The sequence below is a fragment of the Roseinatronobacter monicus genome (assembly GCF_006716865.1).
Lineage (GTDB): Bacteria > Pseudomonadota > Alphaproteobacteria > Rhodobacterales > Rhodobacteraceae > Roseinatronobacter > Roseinatronobacter monicus.
This window is the reverse complement of the sequence record NZ_VFPT01000001.1, coordinates 1,637,665-1,655,666: the sequence shown is the minus strand read 5'-3', so window position 1 is coordinate 1,655,666 and position 18,002 is coordinate 1,637,665. Positions and strand designations below refer to the sequence as shown.

Genomic DNA, 18,002 nt, shown 5'->3' with positions numbered 1-18,002 from the left:
CCCCGCCTGTCACTCTGGTAGGGCCGACGGAGGATACAGCGTCTCAGAAGATGGCGTGGTCGCCCAGACCTGCCTCGCCGTTACCAAGCAGCAGGCGCTGGTAATGCGCACGCAGACTGTCGTCGCCAAAAGCGGGTGTCGCCTCGGCGTCATATCGCGCGGTTGTCGGGTTCCAGACCAGCATCGACTCGGTTGCGTAATAGCGACCGATGCGGGCAAATTCGGCCTTTTCGGCCATACCCTGGTTGACCCGTCCCAAAGTTGACAGGGTGGCGATAATCCCATCCATCAGTGCCACTGGCACCTGTCGAAAGCGGGGCTTTTTGCCCAGCAGATCAAACAAAACCTCACCCTGTGCGTGCGGGGTCAGCGCTGGACCCGGCCCGCCTATGGGCAGGATGCGGTTCAAACGCGCGGGCGCATTCAGACAGCCCACCAGATACCGCGCAAGATCACGGTCGCTGATCGGTGTGCAGGCGGTTAGTGTGCCATCGCCAAACACCAAAAACGGCTTGCCTGCCTGCACGCGCCTGACCTGACCAGACAGCGATTTGAAGAAGGCCGTTGGCCGCACGATTGACCAGTGCAGTCCCGAGGCGGTCAGCGCTGCCTCAAACGCAAGTTTTGCGCGCTGAAACTCCAAAAGCGGCTTTTGAACGCAGATGGCTGAAAGCAGGATGAAATGCGCGCAGCCCACCGCCTGCGCGGCGGTCAACACGTTCATATTGGCCTGATAATCGACTGCCCATGCGTCCGCAGGCCGTCCCGTTCGTGACGCCATGCACGAAATAACTGCCGCCCCGCCGCGTGTGTCCATACAGCGCGCAACTGCGTCGGGGTCACCCAGATCGACCTCAAGGAACTTTGCACCGCTCGGCAGTTTGTCACCGCTGCCCTGCCGCACCAGACAGGTCACATCATGGCCCTGTGCGCGCAATTCCGACAGCGTGGCGCGCCCGATTGTGCCAGTGGCCCCCAGCAGAATTATGGACGGTGCGGACATAAGAGCAGACCTGTCACTATTTGATGGCGATCTTGTCCCTTTTGCGGGCGTCAGGCAAGGGGCGCCCTGTCACTCGGGGTTAATGACCCCGTAATTGCCAGCAAAGAAACTCAGGCCCGCACCTGTATTCGTGCTGACACGCAGCACTTCGCCCACGACGATCGCATGGTCGCCGCCGGGGTGAACCGCATGGCGGCGGCATTCAAAACGCGCAAGGCATCCCCCCAGAAGCGGCGTGCCGCCAACCCCCTCGGACACATCCGGCAACTCGAAATTCAGCCCGTCTTGTGCGAAATGTTGCGCCAACGGCATCTGATCGGCAGCCAGCACGTGAATTGCGAAATGCCCTGCCTCGGCAAAGGCGTCGAAGCGGCGCGAAAATTTACCCGGTGCCCACATCACCAGCGGCGGGTCAAGCGAGAGCGAGGCAAAGCTGTTGGCCGTAATTCCCAACGGTCCCTTGTCGCTTTGCGTGGTCACAACCGTAACCCCCGTTGCAAAACGCCCCAGCGCATCACGAAACGCACGCGCGTTTGCGGCATCCGGGGGAAAGCTGTGCTCGTTCATAAAAGATCCGTCCATCTTGTCATAGTCCTGCCTGCTTCTCTGGCGCGTGAGGTAAGCCGTAGCGCGGACAGGGCAAGTGTCATTCGGGGCGGCTCTTGTCGGTTTTGGCCGCTCCGAATACTGCCGCATGAAGCGCTGCCACCTGCGCTGCCAGACGCGGCAAGCGGCGCACAGCCTTGCGAATTTCCAACTGTGTCTCAAGTTTTGTTGCCGGGTCACCCAGAACCGTTCGCCCTGTGGCGACATTGGTGTAAACGCGGCTGGCCCCGCCCACGATCACATCGTCGCCGATGAAAATATTGTCGTTCACCGCCACTTTGCCCGCCAGCAACACGCGATTGCCGATCCGGGCTGACCCCGCGACACCGGCCATGCCGCACATCATGCAATCTTCGCCCATTTGGACATTATGACCGATCTGGCAGACGGAATCGATTTTTGTGCCCGACCCGATCACCGTGTTGCGGATGGTGCCCCGATCAATCGAGGAATTGGCCCCAAGTTCCACGTCATCGCCAATCTCGACCGCCCCAAGCGACTGGATGCGGTGCCATTTCTGTGCCCTGAGTTGACGCTCGCCCGACAGCGTGCCGCGCACATCTTCTGCGCCCGACGGCTCTGGCGTCACGAAGCTGAACCCGCAGCCGCCGACAACGCTGTTGGGCTGGCCGATATAGCGCGCGCCAATCCGGCAGCGTGCCCCGATCCGAGCGCCTGCGTGCAAGATGACATCTGCGCCGATCTCGACATCTTCGGCCACGGTTACATTGGCCGCGATGCGTGCATTCGCGCCAATCTTTGTGCGCGCACCAATGCTGGTGAAGGGGCCGATCTGCGCGCCCTCGCCAATATCCGCACTGGGATGGATATAGCTTTGCGGGTGAATGTCGCCGCCAAAGTCGTATCCGGGGTCAAGAATCTCGCTGACGCCCGCCATCGCCCAGCGCGGGCGCGGTGCAAAGATCGCGGCTTTCAGCCCCAGTTCGCGCCAGTCGGCCCCAGCCCAGAGGATGGCCGCCTGTGCGCGCCCCTCGGCCAGACCAGCAGCATATTTGGGATTGGTTGCCATCGCCAGCGCATCGGGGCCAGCAGGGGCAGGTTCAGCCGCGTGGGTGATTGTCAGGTCCAGCGCGCCTTCGGCCTGCAATCCAAGGGCCTGTGCGATATCTGCGATAGTATGGGGCATGAGAGCATCCGCCTGTGGTCAAGCTATGACACAGCCATACCGAATGCGCGCCCTGTCGACCAGCCCCCAGAGGCCGCAATGGCAGGTGACAAGCCTGCGGGTTGGCGGCATCATGGCAGATGATGTTTCACCAACTTATCCCATTCGGCCTTGGCCCTGTCTATGCTGCGCAGATGTTGGCACTTGTGTGGCGTGCCGAACGTTTGCCCGAAGCGGCAGGCCCGCGCACCGGGGTTGCGGGTCAGGGGCGGCGGGTGCGCCTGCTGATACTTGGCGATTCCTCGGGCGCGGGTGTGGGGGTGGCGCGGCAGCACGATGCGCTAATCGGTCGAATGCTGCATCACATGACCCCGCATGTCCGCGTCGAATGGCAACTCATCGCGCGATCCGGTGCAACATCGCGCGCGGCGCGTTCCATGCTGCGCGGCGTGGGGCAGTTTGACGTCGCCGTGCTGGCGCTGGGTGTAAATGATGTGCTGCGCCAGACCCGCACGGCGCGGTTTCGGCAGGTTCAGACCGCACTGATGCACGATCTGCGCCAGGTGCATGGGGTCGGCTGCATTCTCGCCTCTGCTGTGCCGCCTTTGGGTGCATTTCCGGCATTTCCCGAACCGTTGCGCGGGTTTCTGGGCAGGCGTGCAGTGCGGCTGGACATGGCCCTGCGCGACGTCTGCAATAGCACCGGCGCGCTGCATGTGCCCTTTGATATAACCCCCAGCGCGGATTTGCTGGCGCGTGACGGATTTCATCCCGGTGCAAACCTGTATTGCCATTGGGGCGCACGAATGGCACAGCTTGCCCTGCGCGCGTCCCGGACAGGGAAAAGCTGAGAGGACATGACCATGACCAAGCCCCCAAAAGACGCCACCAAGCCCGAGAAACGCCCGCAACAGGTCTATACCTTGCTGGTCGAATTGGGCCGCAGCGCTGGTGACGATTTGCCCAAAGGCGCGACTGGTGCCGGGCTTTTGCTGTATGCCACAGGTGTGGATGAGCCAGAGGCCGTGCGCGAAGCGGTTGCCGTGCTCAAAACCGCAGGGGTTTTGCCGCTGGATGTCACGAGCTATGGCACGCTGGACGAACGGCTGGCTGCGGGCGACAACGTTCCCGATGAAGAGCGCGAGTTGATGGCGCGCGCGTTGAACGAAAATTCCGTGATCGTTGCGCAAAAAACCTATTTCACGGATGAGGCCGAAGATGACTGACCCTGTTTGTCCGGTTGCACTGACAGCAGACTTGATTCGCTGCCCCTCGATCACGCCGCAAGAAGCTGGCGCATTGGTGTTGCTGGAAGCGCTGCTTTCTGACGCTGGTTTTGATTGCACACGGGTCGACCGCAACGGCACACCCAATCTGTTCGCGCGCTGGGGGCGCAAGGGGCATGAGCGGTCGTTTGGGTTCAACGGCCATACGGACGTCGTGCCGCTTGGCAACCCCGATGACTGGACGCGCGCCCCCTTCGGGGCCGAGGTTTCAGACGGGCGCATATTCGGGCGTGGGGCGTGTGACATGAAATCAGGCGTTGCCGCTTTTGCGGCGGCTGCGGTGGATTTCGTGCGTGACACCCCCCCTGATGGTGCCGTTATTCTGACGATTACCGGCGACGAAGAAGGGCCGGGCGGAGATGGCACAATCGCCATCCTCGACTGGATGGCATCACAGAATGAAGCGATGAGCGCCTGCATCGTGGGCGAGCCGACCTGCCCCGAGCAAATGGGCGAGATGATCAAGATCGGGCGCCGCGGGTCGATGACCGCTTATGTTACAGCGCGCGGGAAACAGGGGCACGCCGCCTATCCACACAAGGCGCGCAACCCGTTGCCGCTGCTGGTGGCCTATCTCGACGGGCTGGCGCGGCATGAACTGGATCAGGGCACCGAACATTTCGACCCCTCGACCCTTGCGCTGACCACGATTGATGTGGGCAATCCGGCCTCGAATGTCATTCCTGCCACTGCACGCGCAACCCTGAACATTCGGTTCAACGATCTGCATTCGGGCGCGTCCTTGACTGAATGGCTGCAACATGAATCTAAAAAGACATTCAAAGACAGTGGGGTAGCGCTTGATCTTGAAGTTCACATCTCGGGCGAAAGCTTTCTGACGCCGCCGGGCACGCTGTCGGATCTGGTCGCGCGGGCTGTGGCGGCGGAATGTGGCATCACCCCTGTGCTGTCAACGTCCGGTGGTACATCGGATGCGCGCTTTGTCAAGAATCACTGCCCCGTGGTAGAGTTCGGGCTGGTCGGCACTTCGATGCATCAAGTAGATGAATTTGCAGAAGTTGCACAAATTCATCAGCTTAAGTCAGTATATTCGCGCATTTTGCGGGACTATTTCGCATGAATCTGCATGTCGGGCTGACGACCGATCTGGCCGCCTGCCATGCGCTGCGCCGTGTCGTGTTCATCGAAGAACAGAATGTCCCCGCAGCGGAGGAGGTGGATGGGCGCGACCCGGACGCTTTGCACCTGCTGGCGGTGCTGGACGGGCAACCTGTCGGCTGCGCGCGGATTTTGATTGTGGGCGAGACGGGCAAAATCGGGCGCGTCTGTGTGCTGCGCGCCCTGCGCGGGCAGGGCATTGGTGTGGCCCTTATCAACGCGGCTCTGGATGCGCTGCGCAATCTTGACGGGGTGCACCGTGCCAAGCTGGGCGCACAAACCCACGCGATCGGGTTTTACGAGGCGTTGGGTTTTGTGGCGCAAGGCCCGGAATATCTGGATGCCGGAATCGCGCATCGCGACATGGTGCGCATGCTGTAAGAATGGGCGGTGACTGCGCCCAGATGGCGTGATACTGCGGCGGGATGATACGCATTATTTCTGGCTTGTGCCCGCACCGTTCAATTTGTCACGCATCCATTCGGGCCGCGCGCCTGACTTGCGCGAGGGCGATCTTGTGAAGCAGCTTCCTTCCATCAACGACATTCGCCTGTGGCTTGCCGATAATCCAGGCGCCACACGGCGCGATATTGCCAAGGCTTTTGGCATCAAGGGCGGCGCGAAGATCGACCTGAAGGTCATGCTGCGCGAGTTGGAAGATGAGGGCACCCTTGCCCCGCGTCACCGCAGCTCTGGCGGCGGCGACAAGTTGCCGTCTGTGACAGTTCTGGAAATCAGCGCCCCAGATACCGAGGGCGATCTGTTCGCGCGTCCCGTTGAGTGGCGCGGCGAGGGCGTGGCCCCTGTGATCCTGTTCCTGACCCAACCGGGCGATCCGGCGCTGGGACAGGGCGACCGGGTTCTGGCCAAGCTGGAGGAAATTCGCGGCCCCGATTACGACTATCAGGCGCGTCTGATCCGCAAACTGGGGGCCAATCCCAGCCGCATCTTGGGCATTTTCCGCAAAGAAGCGCAAGGCGGGCGCATCGTGCCCATTGACAAGGGTGCGGACAGATTCTGGAGCGTGACTGAAACAGGCGGCGCAGAAGATGGCGAGTTGGTCCATGCAGAGCCGCTGACCAAGGGGCGGTTTGGCCCCAGCCGCGCAAAAGTGCTGGAACGGCTGGGTGATCCGACCGCACCCAAGGCCGTGTCGCTGATTGCCATTCACCAGCACGGCATTCGTGATGCCTTTCCCGATGATGTGGTGGCCGAGGCCGACAAGGCTGGACCTGTGCAGGAAAAAGGCCGCCGCGACTTGCGCGCGCTGCCCTTGATGACCATCGACCCGTGGGACGCGCGCGACCATGACGATGCCGTTTATGCCGAGGCAGACAGCGACCCCGAGAATGCCGGCGGTTATATCCTATGGGTGGCGATTGCTGATGTCGCCGCCTATGTGCGCCCCAACTCTGAGCTGGACCGAGAGGCGCGCAGACGCGGCAATTCCACTTACTTCCCTGACCGCGTGGTGCCGATGTTGCCTGACATCCTGTCGGGTGATCTGTGCTCGTTGCATGAAGGGGTGGACCGGCCCTGTATTGCACTGCGCATGGTGATTGGCGAAGATGGCACTAAGCGTAGCCATGAGTTCTTTCGCGCCATGATGTGCTCGGTCGCTTCGCTGACTTATGAGCAAGCACAAGCCGCAGATGACGGGCAGTTGGATGACGCGACGGCCCCTTTGGCGCAGGCTTTGGCGGACCTGTTTGGCGCATACCGTGCGCTGACCCGCGCCCACCACCGCCGCCAGCCCCTTGATCTGGACCTGCCAGAGCGGCAGATCATCTTGTCGGAAGAGGGGCGCGTCATATCCGTGGCCTTCAAACAACGGTTTGATGCGCATAAACTGGTCGAGGAATTCATGGTGCTGGCCAATGTCGCCGCCGCCGAGACATTGCGCGAAAAGGGGTCCGCGCTGCTCTACCGCGTGCATGAGGAACCCAGCCCTGAAAAGATGGAATCCTTGCGCGAACTGGCGCGAGAAGCCGGGTTCAATCTGGCCAAAGGGCAGGTTCTGATGACGCGGCATTTCAACCAGTTGTTGAAACAGGCCGAAGGCACAGAATTTGACGAGTTAATCAATATGGCCACGCTGCGGTCAATGACGCAGGCCTATTATGCGCCGCAGAATTTCGGGCATTTCGGGCTGGCCTTGCGCGAATACGCTCATTTCACCTCGCCTATCCGGCGCTATGCCGACCTGATCGTGCATCGCGGGCTGATTTCTGCGCATAAATGGGGCGATGACGGGCTAAGCCCGTGGGATATCGAGAATCTGGAAGAGACGGGCAAACAGATATCAGAGGCCGAGCGCCGCTCGATGGCGGCGGAGCGCGACACGGCAGACCGCTACCTTGCCGCTTATCTGGCTGACCGTGTGGGTGCAGAATTCACTGGCCGCATTTCGGGCGTCGCGCGGTTCGGGGTGTTTGTGAAGCTGGATGAAACCGGCGCCGACGGGCTGGTGCCGATCCGCGCGATTGGCGACGAGTATTTCCGCCACGACCCCGAAGCCCAGACATTGGAGGGCGAGCGGACAGGTTTCCGCATCGGCCTTGGGCAGCGCGTCAAGGTCAAGCTGGCCGAGGCAGAGCCGGTGACCGGCGGGATCGCATTGGAACTGCTCGAGGTTGACGGCGAAGCCCCGGCACGCAGCGGGGGGCGGCGTGGCCGCAAGGGGCCTATCGGTCGGGCTGCGGGCAAGGGGCGCGCAGGTGCTGCCAAGGCGAAGAAAAAGGTAAAACGCAAACGTGGCTAAGGACGCTGCGTTGTGCTGGATTGCGAATGCAACACCGCGTAAGCTGCTCTTGAATTTTATGGGGGGCTTTCATGGACGACATCGTAATCTTGGGCGGAACACGTACGGCGATTGGCAGCTTCGGCGGCGGGCTTGCCTCTGTCGCGCCAATTGATCTGGCGCAGCTTGTGGCACGTGATGCGCTGTCGCGGGCAGGGGTCGAGGGGCCCCAGATTGGCCATGTGGTCTTTGGCACCGTTATCGCCACGGACCCCGCCGATATGTATCTGTCGCGTCGCGCTGCAATGGGCGCGGGTATCCCCGACAGCGTCCCTGCGATGAATGTAAACCGGCTGTGTGGGTCTGGTGTGCAGGCCATCATCTCGGGGGTGCAGTCCTTGGCGCTGGGGGATGCAGATTTCGCCCTTGTCGGTGGCGCCGAAAGCATGAGCCGCGCGCCACACATTCTGCAATCCGCGCGCTTTGGCAGCAAGATGGGCGATACACGCGCGATTGACATGATGGTGGGGGCGCTGACCTGCCCGTTTGGCACAGGCCATATGGGTGTCACCGCCGAAAATGTCGCGCGTGAACATGACATTACCCGCGAAGCGCAGGACGCGTTTGCGCTTGAAAGCCAGAACCGCGCAGCAAAAGCGATTGCTGAGGGGCGTTTCAAGGACCAGATCACCCCTGTCAGCGTGAAAACCCGCAAGGGCGAAGTTGTGTTTGACACAGACGAGCACCCGAAACCCACAACCATGGAAGCGTTGGCCGGTCTGCGCCCCGCATTTGAAAAGGGCGGCTCGGTTACCGCAGGCAATGCCAGCGGCATCAATGACGGCGCAGCGGCGCTGGTTCTGGCGCGCGCGGATGCGGCGGATAAAACGGGGCTGAAACCCTTGGCGCGAATCATTGGCTATGCCCATGCGGGCGTGCGGCCAGAGGTGATGGGCATCGGACCGGTTCCTGCAGTTCAGGCGCTTTTCGCGCGTACGGGCCTGTCCGCCGGGGATTTTGATGTGATCGAATCAAACGAGGCGTTTGCCGCGCAAGCGCTGGCGGTCAGTGCGGCGCTTGGGCTGGACGCGGCCCGCGTGAACCCCAATGGCGGCGCGATTGCGCTGGGGCATCCGGTGGGCGCGACAGGTGCGATTATCACCATCAAGGCGCTGCACGAATTGGCCCGAATTGGTGGCAAACGGGCAATTGTCACCATGTGCATCGGGGGCGGGCAGGGGATCGCGTTGGCCTTGGAGCGGGTCTGAGCGGGGCTAAATCTAGTAGGAACAATAGCAGAACATATCGCTTGACCGTATCTTGTCAGGCGTTATGTCTCGGCCCTATGTCACCTGCACACAAAGCCCCTGTCCTGTTGTGGTTCAAACGCGATTTGCGCGTATTGGATCATCCTGCATTGGCTGCGGCAGGCGCTTATGTCTTGCCTGTCTATATTATCGAGCCAGAATATTGGGCACTGCCGGATACATCCGCGCGCCAATGGGCCTTCACCGCCGAGGCGTTGGAAAGCCTGCGCGCCGATCTGGCCGCGATGGGCCAGCCTTTGATTGTGCGCATGGGCGATGCGGTCACTGAACTCGCGCGGCTGTGCAAGGCGCAGGGCATCACGCAGATGATTAGCCATGAAGAAACCGGCAATGGCTGGACCTATGCGCGCGACAAGCGTGTGGCGGCATGGGCGGCGGCCTCTGGTGTGCGTTGGCAGGAACTTCCGCAATCCGGCGTTGTGCGCAGGCTGCGGTCGCGCGACGGATGGCAGGGCCAGCGCAACGCGTTCATGCGGGCCGCGCCCGCCGATCCACCGCAAGCCCTTGCCCCTTTGTCGCGCGATATTTCCACAGTTGCGCGTCTGCCCGACGCGCGCGCCCTGCGCCTTGCGCCTGACCCGTGTCCGCATCGCCAGAATGGCAGCAGGACCGCCGCAGACCGCGCGCTGGACTCGTTCCTGTCGGTTCGTGGCGAGAGGTACCGCGTCGCAATGTCCTCGCCCCTGACGGCAGAGCGCGCGTGTTCGCGCCTTTCGCCCTATCTGGCGCTTGGGGTGCTGTCGGTCCGACAGGTCGAGCAGGCACGCGTCATTGCACGCGCGCAGCATCAAGGCCAGCGCGACTGGCAAGCCGCGCTGAACAGTTTTGCAAAGCGGCTGGCATGGCGCGATCACTTCATCCAGAAACTCGAAGATGAACCGGGCATCGAGCACCACTGCCTGCACCGCGCCCATGAAGGGTTGCGCCCGCGCGTGGCCGATGTTGTTTTGCTGCGCGCATGGGAACGGGGCGAAACCGGCGTGCCCTTTGTCGACGCCTGTATGCGCTATCTGCGCGCAACCGGCTGGCTGAATTTTCGGATGCGGGCAATGCTGATGTCCTTTGCCAGCTATCATTTGTGGCTGGACTGGCGCGCTACCGGCCCTGTGCTGGCGCGGCTGTTCACCGATTACGAACCGGGTATCCACTGGTCGCAGGTGCAGATGCAATCGGGCACGACAGGGATCAATACGATTCGCATCTATAACCCCGTCAAGCAAAGTCTGGACCAAGACCCGAGCGGGCAGTTCATTCGGACTTGGGTTCCCGAACTGGCGCAGGTGCCGGCGGCGTTTGTGCATACACCTTGGGCGTGGTCCGAGGGGGCTGCGGGGCTGCAAGCGCGCTACCCTGCACCCGTGGTGGATATTGCGCAGGCAGGGGCGCAGGCGCGTGATGCACTTTGGGGCTTGCGCCAGCAGGCGGGATTTCGGGATGTCGCGCAGGCGGTGGCGCAAAAACACGCGTCGCGGGCGCGCAACACAGACCGATCAAGTGCTACGAGCCTTAAGGCTGCGCGCCGCAAACCGGCGCATCCTGACCAGTTGAGCCTTGATTTATAAGGCGCGCGTCAGGGGTGTGGGTGCCCATTGATGATTATATTCGGTTTGCCCTTGACCTTCCATTAGCTAGAAGCCCCATATCATCGGCACAGGACAAAAGAATGTAGGACCGCCATGCTGATGACGAACACCGCCCAAACCGGAGTCGAGCGCAGATTTCCCATTGGCAACCTGAGTTGCGCGGGCTGCGTCAGGCGTGCGGAAACGGCTTTGGCCGCAGTTCCGGGCGTGAGCGCGCCATCGGTCAATCTTGCAACACATGAAGCGCGTGTTCTGACGGCCCCCTCGCTCGAAATGGACGTCCTGCGCCAAGCCATGCAGCGGGCGGGCTATCCGATCCGCACCGCGCAACTGGAACTGGCGCTGGAGGGCATGACCTGCGCATCCTGTGTTGCGCGCGTCGAGGCGGCGTTGCTGGCGCAACCGGGCGTGGTGCGCGCATCGGTCAATCTGGCCACCAGCCGCGCGCAGATCGAACATATCGAAGGGCAGGGCGATGCAGGCGCGCTGATCGCGGCGTCAACTGCGGCGGGTTATCCTGCAACACTGCTTGGCGACACTGCCGAACCCGAAGATCCGCAAATGCGCCACCATGTTGAGGCGCAGGGCTTGCGCGGCGCATTGATACTTGCGGCGCTGCTGACCTTGCCGGTGTTTATTCTGGAAATGGGCGGGCATATGATGCCTGCCTTTCACCATTGGTTGCACCATCAAATCGGGATGCAAACCCTGTGGATCGTGCAATTCGTGCTGACCACAGCGGTGCTGGCCGGGCCGGGGCGACGGTTCTACACGACCGGTCTGCCCGCGTTGATGCGGGGCGCGCCTGATATGAACAGCCTTGTCGCCATCGGCACATTGGCGGCATGGGCTTATTCCGTGGTTGCAACATTCGCGCCCGCCCTGCTGCCCGCGACAGCGCGCGCTGTGTATTTCGAGGCGGCGGCCGTCATCGTCACGCTCATCCTTCTGGGCCGCTGGCTGGAAGCGCGCGCAAAAGGGCGCACGGGCGCGGCGATTGCGCGGCTGGTGGGCATGCAGCCGCGTTCTGCCCGCGTGGTGCGCGGGGATGAGAATGTCGAGGTTGCGATTGCCGATCTGCGCGCAGGCGATATCGTACAACTGCGCCCCGGAGAGCGGATACCGGCAGACGGTGCGCTGATCTCGGGCGAGGCGGTCATTGATGAAAGCATGATCACCGGTGAGCCTATTCCCGTCACCAAACAGGCGGGGGACAAGGTGGTTGGCGGCACTGTGAACGGCACAGGCGCGTTCCGTATGGAGGTGAAGCACACAGGCGCGGACACGGTGTTGTCGCAGATCATCCGTATGGTCGAAAGCGCGCAGGGTGCCAAACTGCCGGTGCAGGCGCTGGTGGACCGTGTGACAATGGTGTTTGTCCCTATCGTCATCGGGATTGCAATTTTGGCGGTGTTGGTCTGGTTGGTGTTCGGGCCTGACCTGACATTCGCGCTTGTGGCAGGGGTGTCGGTGCTGATTATCGCTTGCCCCTGTGCGATGGGGCTTGCGACACCGACATCTGTGATGGTGGGCACCGGGCGTGCGGCCGAATTGGGGGTGCTGTTTCGCAAGGGAACCGCATTGCAATTGCTGGACAAGGTGCAAATCGTGGCCTTTGACAAAACCGGCACGCTGACCGAAGGGCGCCCCATCCTGACCGATCTTGAAACGGCTGGCACATGGGGGACAAATGACGCGCTGACACTGGCCGCCGCGATGGAACAGACATCCGAGCACCCCATTGCGCGGGCCATCCTTGAGGCCGCCAAGGAAAAAGGACTGAGCCTGCCAGAAGTTGCTGGCTTCAAATCTTTGACGGGTCTTGGCGTGCGCGGGCAGATTGACGGACAGACTATCTTGCTGGGGGCGGCGCGGTTGATGGCGCAAGAAGGCGTTGATGTGGCACCACTTGCCGACAGGGCGCAGGACATGGCCGCAAAAGGGCGTAGTCCCCTCTATCTGGCTGTTGACGGGCAGCTTGTGGCCTTGCTGGCAGTCGCGGACAAGGCCAAGCCGGGCGCACGCGAGATGATTGCCGCACTCAAAGCGCATGGGTTGCGCGTGGCGATGATTTCGGGCGATGCACAAGCCACAGCCAACGCCATTGGGCAGGAATTGGGCATTGACGAAGTGATGGCCGAGGTCATGCCCAAGGGCAAGGTCGACGCCTTGCAAGCCTTGCGCAAAAGCGGTGGCAAGCTGGCCTTTGTGGGTGATGGCATCAACGATGCGCCTGCACTGGCCGAAGCAGATGTGGGCATAGCGATTGGCACCGGCACGGATGTGGCCGTTGAAACCGCGGATGTAGTGCTGATTTCGGGCGCGCCTGATGCGGTTCTGACGGCACTTGGCGTGTCGCGCCAGACCATGCGCAACATCCGCCAAAACCTGTTTTGGGCCTTTGCCTATAACACAGCGCTTATTCCGGTTGCGGCGGGGTTGCTGTATCCGGCATTCGGGCTGATGCTGTCGCCCATGCTGGCGGCCGGTGCTATGGCCTTCAGCTCGGTCTGTGTTCTGTCCAACGCATTGCGGCTGCGCTTCATGGCACCACATCATTTGCAGGGGAAACACGCATGAATATTTCAGAAGTTGGAAAGCGCGCAGGATTGCCGCCCAAGACGATCCGCTTCTATGAGGATATCGGGCTGATCCTGCCGCGCCGTGATACGAACGGATACCGGCTTTTCAGCGACGCGGACCTGCACCGGCTGGCCTTTTTGCGCCGTGCGCGTGCGCTGGGGTTTTCGGTGCAGGAATGTCGCCAACTCTTGGCGCTGTATCATGATGAGACACGCGCCAGTGCAGATGTAAAAGCGCTTGCACGCGAACATCTGGCCCGGATCGACAAGCAATTGGAAGAGTTGGGGCAGATGCGCCGCACATTGACCGATCTGATTGAATCATGCGCCGGTGACAACCGCCCCGATTGCCCGATTCTGCGCGACCTCGCACGCTAGTACAATCGCCTATAGCCGCTTGCGCACTCCGCCCTTGCAGACAGGACACATGGCCCAGAATAAGGGCCATGACATGCTTATGCGTTTACGAGTGACGCGTCTTTCGCGCTCTGCTTGGGTGCCGCTGGCTTGGTGGTTTTGTTCACGGCACGCACAGTCTTTTTCGCCGCTTCCGCTTCGCGCGCGATGTCGGCGGCGGTTTCATGGGGGATTTTTTCAGCGAAACTGCCCAGCATTTTCAGATAGGCGTCGTGCTGTTGTTTGAACACTTTCATCCACATGACGGTGCTCTGCATCCATAGCGATACCGGGTCAAACATGATCCTCAACTCCCTCTCTTGGCACTTTCGTCTGAAGTGCCCCCCCTTGAATTCACACGCGCTGTTGCGCTGCGGTTAGCCTGTGCCCTGTAACGGACATATGACGTTTATGCGCCTTGCGCACTGTCACAGGTGATGTGAGGGTCAACTGCAGCGTGTGCAACCCCTTGAAGCTACAAGGCAGGGCATAGCCATGTCAAAGGCGCAAGAACTTGCTTAGCTCTTATCCGCATATACGCTTATAGTTTAGTCAGAACCGGCGCGAAAATGATCTGCATCAATTCGCGGGGTTTTCATGTGGGCACGTCTGAAACGAGGCTTGAATCTAACGGATGATAATTTCGTCTGGCCGCGCAAGGCCCAGAATGTAGCGCGCGCGCTCGTCCAGAAGGTCCAGATCAAGGTAATCATCGGATAGGCGCCGCGTCTTGTTTTCGACTTCGGCCAGTTCCACCTGCAATGTGTCGCGTGTGGCGACAAGGGTGGTGATTTCGGCTTCGATCTGAACACGGTTGAACAACCCGAATGCGCCCTGCACCGCTGCAAATGTGAAGTATAATCCCAGCACAATCGCAGTGCCGAAATAAAACAACGGGCCGATTGCCGGTGTGGTGCGCTTCATGGGTTTGCCTGCTCTGTCCGCGCCTCTCTGGGCGCTCCTGCGTGACCACTATGGCACAAGATTAGGGCAGTGGGAATCCTGACTGTGCAGATTTCAGCGTGTTCAGCCCAGAAATATGCCGACAACCACCATCATCAGGCCCAGAGTTGACACGCCAAGTGCTGCAAAATTCATGATGACCGCTTTTTGCATACGGGCGCGCATCTCGGAATCGTCCAGCGTTTGGCGGCGCAGTTTCATAACATAGACGATACACCAGCCCAGCCCGGCGACACCGGCCAGCGAAATTGCAGCTCCGATCCAGATCAATGAGTCCATGCGCGTTTACTCTTTTTCCAATGCGGCGACGCCGGGCAATGTCTTGCCCTCCATCCATTCCAGAAAGGCACCACCCGCCGTCGAGATATAGCTGAACTCCGCTGCTGCGCCAGACTTGTTCAATGCGGCAACGGTGTCGCCCCCGCCAGCAACCGATGTCAGCATCCCCTCATGCGTCAGCCGCGCAGCTTCTTTGGCGGCAGCATTGGTTGCGGTATCGAAGGGGGCAATCTCGAACGCGCCCAGAGGTCCATTCCATAGCAAAGTGCGGCATTGTGCAAAAACACCGGCAATTGCGGTGACGCTGTCTGGCCCTGCGTCCAGTATCATCGCATCTGCGGGGCATTGATCGACCGGCAGCACCTCATGCGCGGCATTGGCGGCAAATTCACGGGCGACAACAATATCGACCGGCAGATGCAGCGTGCAGCCAGCCGTCTGCGCCTGATCCATGATCTCGCGCGCTGTGTCGGCCATATCGCGCTCGGCCAGCGAGGTGCCGATTTCCAGCCCCTTGGCCACCAGAAATGTATTCGCCATGCCCCCGCCGATGATCAGGTGGTCAACCCTGCGGATCAGGTTTGACAGCAATTCCAGCTTGCTTGACACCTTGGCACCGCCGACCACGGCTGCGACAGGGCGGGCAGGGGCCTCCAGTGCGGCCTCAAGGGCTTTAAGTTCCGCCTCCATCAACCGTCCGGCACATGCAGGGCGCAAATGCGCAATCGCCTCGGTCGAGGCATGTGCGCGGTGTGCGGCAGAAAAAGCGTCATTGACATAGAAGTCGCCCAAGGCCGCCATCGAGGCTGCCAGAAGCTTGTCATTCTTTTCTTCCCCTTCATGAAAACGGGTGTTTTCCATCAGGGCCACTTCGCCTGCCTGCATCGCGGCAACAACTTTCTTGGCAGGCGCGCCAATGCAATCTTCGGCAAAGGCAACGGGCTGGCCAAGGGCTGCTTCCAGTGCGGGGCACACCACAGAGAGCGACATCTCAGCCACGCGCGCGCCCTTTGGACGCCCGAAATGTGCCAGCAGAACGACCTTGCCCCCTGCTTCGGTAATGTGGCGAATGGTCGGCACGATACGCTCTATCCGGGTTGCATCTGTCACCCTGCCGCTTTCCACCGGCACATTGATATCTACGCGAACCAACGCGGTCTTGCCCGCGAACTCCAAGTCATCCAGTGTCTTGAACGCCATTGCACCGCACCTTTTCACATAGTTTGACGCTATGTCGCGCAAAACTGGGGGCAGGGTCAATGGTCTGCGGCGTCAACAGGGGTTTTCCTGCGCAACGTGGCGCAGTAGGATGGCGCCAATCGTAGTCTACAGGAGCGCCACATGGCCGAGATCAAAGACCCGGAAAACACAATCCTGATGGAGCTCAAAACCGGCACCGTCACAATCGAGTTGCTGCCTGATATCGCGCCGGGCCATTGCGCGCGTATGAAGGAACTTGCCCGCGCAGGGGCCTATGACAATGTCGTCTTTCACCGCGTGATCGAAGGCTTTATGGCCCAGACCGGCGATGTGGCGAATGGCAACACGGAAAACAATTTCGACATTCGCCGCGCAGGTACTGGCGGGTCTGACCTGCCAAATCTGAAAGCGGAGTTTTCGGGCGTGCCGCATGACCGAGGCACAGTGGGTGCTGCGCGGTCGCAAAACCCCGACAGTGCCAACAGTCAGTTTTTCATCAATTTTGGTGACAACCATTTCCTGAACCGTCAATACACCGTTTATGGCCGTGTGATTGCCGGAATGGACCATATTGACCAGATCGTGCGCGGCGAGCCACCTGCGAGCCCCGACAAGATGATCAGCGTCAAGGTGGCCGCCGATGCGTGATAAACTAATATTCGCAGGCGTATTTGCCGTTGGCGTTGGTATTCTGGGTGCATCCTACATGAACCTGATGAGCGTCAACGCAGACACCGCTGTGCCAGAGGACCACACCGGCCCTGTCATGGTAATCGAAACTGCGGGCGAGGCGACCGGCACCATGCGCATTGCGTTGCGCGATGATCTGGCCCCCAATCATGTCGAGCGGATCGTCACATTGGCAGAGCAAGGCGACTATGACGGAGTGGTGTTTCACCGCGTGATTGATGGCTTCATGGCGCAAACAGGCGATGTGCAACACGGTCGGCTGGACGGCACGCCACGTATGTGGGGAACGGGCGGATCCGAGCTGCCCAATCTGCAAGCCGAATTCACGGATGTGCGATTTGAACGCGGTGTTGTCGGTATGGCGCGCTCGCAAAGCCCTGATAGTGCCAATAGCCAATTCTTCATCATGTTCGCCCCTGCGCCCAGCCTTGACGGGCAGTATACGGTCGTCGGGCAGTTGATCGACGGGTATGACGTTCTGGACGCGATCAAACGCGGCACAGGCGGCAATGGTGCGGTCGTAGGCGAGCCTGACCGCATGGAACGCGTGACAATCGAACGCTAAGCCAAAAGACACGGCGGATGCGAAAGAAAAAGGCCGGGGGCATGTGCCCCCGGCCTTTAACGTATGCTGTGGCAGATGCGGTCATCTGCCCCGCAAGAAGATCACTCTTGGCCAGCAGTTTCGGTGAAGCGTGCATCAATCTCGGCTGCAAGCTCTGGGTCTACCGAAGCAGCCTCGCCGATTGCGATATATTCATCGACCGAAATGTCGGGCGTATCTTCGACAACCTGCAAGATCGCTGCATCTGCTTCTTGAACAATTGCCATCTGCTGCTCTTCGTCGGTGACGCCTTCAAGCTGCGCGATATAGCTTTCGCGTGTCTCGGCCACGGCCAGTGCCGCAACGATGAAGGCATCAATCATGTTGTCGTCCATGGCGATGTCTGGCGCTTCGACAGGGGCCTGCGCCTGTGCCACTGCTTGCGATGCCAGGACAGGCGTCATAGCCATACCGGCTGCAAGGATGGTCGAGGTCAGATACTGTTTCAGTTTCATGTCAATCTCCTGTTGTGACGGCGATCAGGACCACTCATGCCC

General features: G+C 60.8%; 19 protein-coding genes. 11 read left to right on the top strand and 8 right to left on the bottom strand.

The window, feature by feature from the left end; genetic code table 11:
* Positions 1-43: 43 nt before the first annotated feature.
* From BD293_RS07835 to BD293_RS07825, 3 genes are all read right to left on the bottom strand, one after another.
* A complete protein-coding gene (locus tag BD293_RS07835) occupies positions 44-1,003 on the bottom strand; it encodes an NAD(P)H-binding protein (RefSeq protein ID WP_142080623.1) in 960 nt (319 codons plus the stop codon).
* A 69-nt stretch (positions 1,004-1,072) separates the two neighbouring features.
* On the bottom strand, positions 1,073-1,585 hold the full coding sequence (locus tag BD293_RS07830) for a flavin reductase family protein (RefSeq protein WP_246086245.1): 513 nt from the start codon (positions 1,583-1,585) through the stop codon (positions 1,073-1,075).
* A 64-nt stretch (positions 1,586-1,649) separates the two neighbouring features.
* A complete protein-coding gene (locus BD293_RS07825) occupies positions 1,650-2,756 on the bottom strand; it encodes a UDP-3-O-(3-hydroxymyristoyl)glucosamine N-acyltransferase (protein ID WP_142080622.1) in 1,107 nt (368 codons plus the stop codon).
* Between the two features lie 119 nt (positions 2,757-2,875).
* Here BD293_RS07825 and BD293_RS07820 point away from each other — a divergent pair, with 119 nt between their 5' ends.
* The 9 genes from BD293_RS07820 to cueR all read left to right on the top strand — a co-directional run bounded on the left by BD293_RS07820 (position 2,876) and on the right by cueR (position 13,751).
* The gene (locus tag BD293_RS07820) at positions 2,876-3,586 is read left to right on the top strand and encodes an SGNH/GDSL hydrolase family protein (RefSeq protein ID WP_142080621.1); all 711 of its coding nucleotides are present in this window, start codon (positions 2,876-2,878) and stop codon (positions 3,584-3,586) included.
* A gap of 12 nt (positions 3,587-3,598) precedes the next feature.
* Positions 3,599-3,961 carry a hypothetical protein gene (locus BD293_RS07815; RefSeq protein ID WP_142080620.1) on the top strand — a complete coding sequence of 121 codons (363 nt, stop codon included), beginning with the start codon at positions 3,599-3,601 and terminating at the stop codon, positions 3,959-3,961.
* A complete protein-coding gene (gene dapE / locus BD293_RS07810) occupies positions 3,954-5,102 on the top strand; it encodes a succinyl-diaminopimelate desuccinylase (RefSeq protein ID WP_142080619.1) in 1,149 nt (382 codons plus the stop codon). Before BD293_RS07815 ends, dapE begins: the two co-directional genes overlap by 8 nt.
* Complete coding sequence (locus BD293_RS07805) at positions 5,099-5,521, top strand: GNAT family N-acetyltransferase (RefSeq protein ID WP_142080618.1); 423 nt, start codon at positions 5,099-5,101, stop codon at positions 5,519-5,521. Before dapE ends, BD293_RS07805 begins: the two co-directional genes overlap by 4 nt.
* 136 nt (positions 5,522-5,657) lie before the next feature.
* Positions 5,658-7,901, top strand: coding sequence for a ribonuclease R (gene rnr / locus BD293_RS07800; RefSeq protein ID WP_142084423.1), 2,244 nt, complete (start codon positions 5,658-5,660; stop codon positions 7,899-7,901).
* 71 nt (positions 7,902-7,972) lie between these two features.
* Positions 7,973-9,148 carry an acetyl-CoA C-acyltransferase family protein gene (locus tag BD293_RS07795; protein ID WP_142080617.1) on the top strand — a complete coding sequence of 392 codons (1,176 nt, stop codon included), beginning with the start codon at positions 7,973-7,975 and terminating at the stop codon, positions 9,146-9,148.
* Between the two features lie 77 nt (positions 9,149-9,225).
* On the top strand, positions 9,226-10,770 hold the full coding sequence (locus BD293_RS07790; protein WP_142080616.1) for an FAD-binding domain-containing protein: 1,545 nt from the start codon (positions 9,226-9,228) through the stop codon (positions 10,768-10,770).
* Positions 10,771-10,890: 120 nt separating this feature from the next.
* A complete protein-coding gene (locus tag BD293_RS07785; protein ID WP_142084421.1) occupies positions 10,891-13,371 on the top strand; it encodes a heavy metal translocating P-type ATPase in 2,481 nt (826 codons plus the stop codon).
* Positions 13,368-13,751: a Cu(I)-responsive transcriptional regulator gene (cueR, locus tag BD293_RS07780; RefSeq protein ID WP_142080615.1), complete on the top strand. Its 384-nt coding sequence runs from the start codon at positions 13,368-13,370 to the stop codon at positions 13,749-13,751. Before BD293_RS07785 ends, cueR begins: the two co-directional genes overlap by 4 nt.
* Before the next feature lie 77 nt (positions 13,752-13,828).
* On the opposite strand, the gene BD293_RS07775 is transcribed toward cueR, so the two are convergent.
* The 4 genes from BD293_RS07775 to BD293_RS07760 all read right to left on the bottom strand — a co-directional run bounded on the left by BD293_RS07775 (position 13,829) and on the right by BD293_RS07760 (position 16,211).
* Entirely contained in the window at positions 13,829-14,071 is a 243-nt protein-coding gene (locus tag BD293_RS07775) for a hypothetical protein (protein ID WP_142080614.1), read from the bottom strand.
* 325 nt (positions 14,072-14,396) lie between these two features.
* The gene (locus BD293_RS07770; protein WP_142080613.1) at positions 14,397-14,693 is read right to left on the bottom strand and encodes an FtsB family cell division protein; all 297 of its coding nucleotides are present in this window, start codon (positions 14,691-14,693) and stop codon (positions 14,397-14,399) included.
* Positions 14,694-14,795: 102 nt separating this feature from the next.
* The gene (locus tag BD293_RS07765) at positions 14,796-15,011 is read right to left on the bottom strand and encodes a hypothetical protein (protein WP_142080612.1); all 216 of its coding nucleotides are present in this window, start codon (positions 15,009-15,011) and stop codon (positions 14,796-14,798) included.
* 6 nt (positions 15,012-15,017) lie between these two features.
* Entirely contained in the window at positions 15,018-16,211 is a 1,194-nt protein-coding gene (locus tag BD293_RS07760; RefSeq protein WP_142080611.1) for a phosphoglycerate kinase, read from the bottom strand.
* A gap of 141 nt (positions 16,212-16,352) precedes the next feature.
* Between BD293_RS07760 and BD293_RS07755 the strand changes: the two genes are divergently transcribed.
* Positions 16,353-16,859, top strand: a complete 507-nt coding sequence (locus BD293_RS07755; RefSeq protein ID WP_142080610.1) for a peptidylprolyl isomerase — start codon at positions 16,353-16,355, stop codon at positions 16,857-16,859.
* On the top strand, positions 16,852-17,466 hold the full coding sequence (locus BD293_RS07750) for a peptidylprolyl isomerase (protein ID WP_142080609.1): 615 nt from the start codon (positions 16,852-16,854) through the stop codon (positions 17,464-17,466). The genes BD293_RS07755 and BD293_RS07750 overlap by 8 nt, the downstream gene beginning before the upstream one ends.
* A gap of 101 nt (positions 17,467-17,567) precedes the next feature.
* On the opposite strand, the gene BD293_RS07745 is transcribed toward BD293_RS07750, so the two are convergent.
* Entirely contained in the window at positions 17,568-17,960 is a 393-nt protein-coding gene (locus tag BD293_RS07745) for a DUF4168 domain-containing protein (protein WP_142080608.1), read from the bottom strand.
* Positions 17,961-18,002: the final 42 nt, after the last annotated feature.

Coding starts and splice junctions, on each gene's coding strand:
- BD293_RS07835 (WP_142080623.1), bottom strand. CDS start 1,003: ATGTCCGCACCGTCCATAATTCTGCTGGGGGCCACTGGCACAATCGGG.
- BD293_RS07830 (WP_246086245.1), bottom strand. CDS start 1,585: ATGGACGGATCTTTTATGAACGAGCACAGCTTTCCCCCGGATGCCGCA.
- BD293_RS07825 (WP_142080622.1), bottom strand. CDS start 2,756: ATGCCCCATACTATCGCAGATATCGCACAGGCCCTTGGATTGCAGGCC.
- BD293_RS07820 (WP_142080621.1), top strand. CDS start 2,876: ATGATGTTTCACCAACTTATCCCATTCGGCCTTGGCCCTGTCTATGCT.
- BD293_RS07815 (WP_142080620.1), top strand. CDS start 3,599: ATGACCAAGCCCCCAAAAGACGCCACCAAGCCCGAGAAACGCCCGCAA.
- dapE (WP_142080619.1), top strand. CDS start 3,954: ATGACTGACCCTGTTTGTCCGGTTGCACTGACAGCAGACTTGATTCGC.
- BD293_RS07805 (WP_142080618.1), top strand. CDS start 5,099: ATGAATCTGCATGTCGGGCTGACGACCGATCTGGCCGCCTGCCATGCG.
- BD293_RS07795 (WP_142080617.1), top strand. CDS start 7,973: ATGGACGACATCGTAATCTTGGGCGGAACACGTACGGCGATTGGCAGC.
- BD293_RS07790 (WP_142080616.1), top strand. CDS start 9,226: ATGTCACCTGCACACAAAGCCCCTGTCCTGTTGTGGTTCAAACGCGAT.
- BD293_RS07785 (WP_142084421.1), top strand. CDS start 10,891: ATGACGAACACCGCCCAAACCGGAGTCGAGCGCAGATTTCCCATTGGC.
- cueR (WP_142080615.1), top strand. CDS start 13,368: ATGAATATTTCAGAAGTTGGAAAGCGCGCAGGATTGCCGCCCAAGACG.
- BD293_RS07775 (WP_142080614.1), bottom strand. CDS start 14,071: ATGTTTGACCCGGTATCGCTATGGATGCAGAGCACCGTCATGTGGATG.
- BD293_RS07770 (WP_142080613.1), bottom strand. CDS start 14,693: ATGAAGCGCACCACACCGGCAATCGGCCCGTTGTTTTATTTCGGCACT.
- BD293_RS07765 (WP_142080612.1), bottom strand. CDS start 15,011: ATGGACTCATTGATCTGGATCGGAGCTGCAATTTCGCTGGCCGGTGTC.
- BD293_RS07760 (WP_142080611.1), bottom strand. CDS start 16,211: ATGGCGTTCAAGACACTGGATGACTTGGAGTTCGCGGGCAAGACCGCG.
- BD293_RS07755 (WP_142080610.1), top strand. CDS start 16,353: ATGGCCGAGATCAAAGACCCGGAAAACACAATCCTGATGGAGCTCAAA.
- BD293_RS07750 (WP_142080609.1), top strand. CDS start 16,852: ATGCGTGATAAACTAATATTCGCAGGCGTATTTGCCGTTGGCGTTGGT.
- BD293_RS07745 (WP_142080608.1), bottom strand. CDS start 17,960: ATGAAACTGAAACAGTATCTGACCTCGACCATCCTTGCAGCCGGTATG.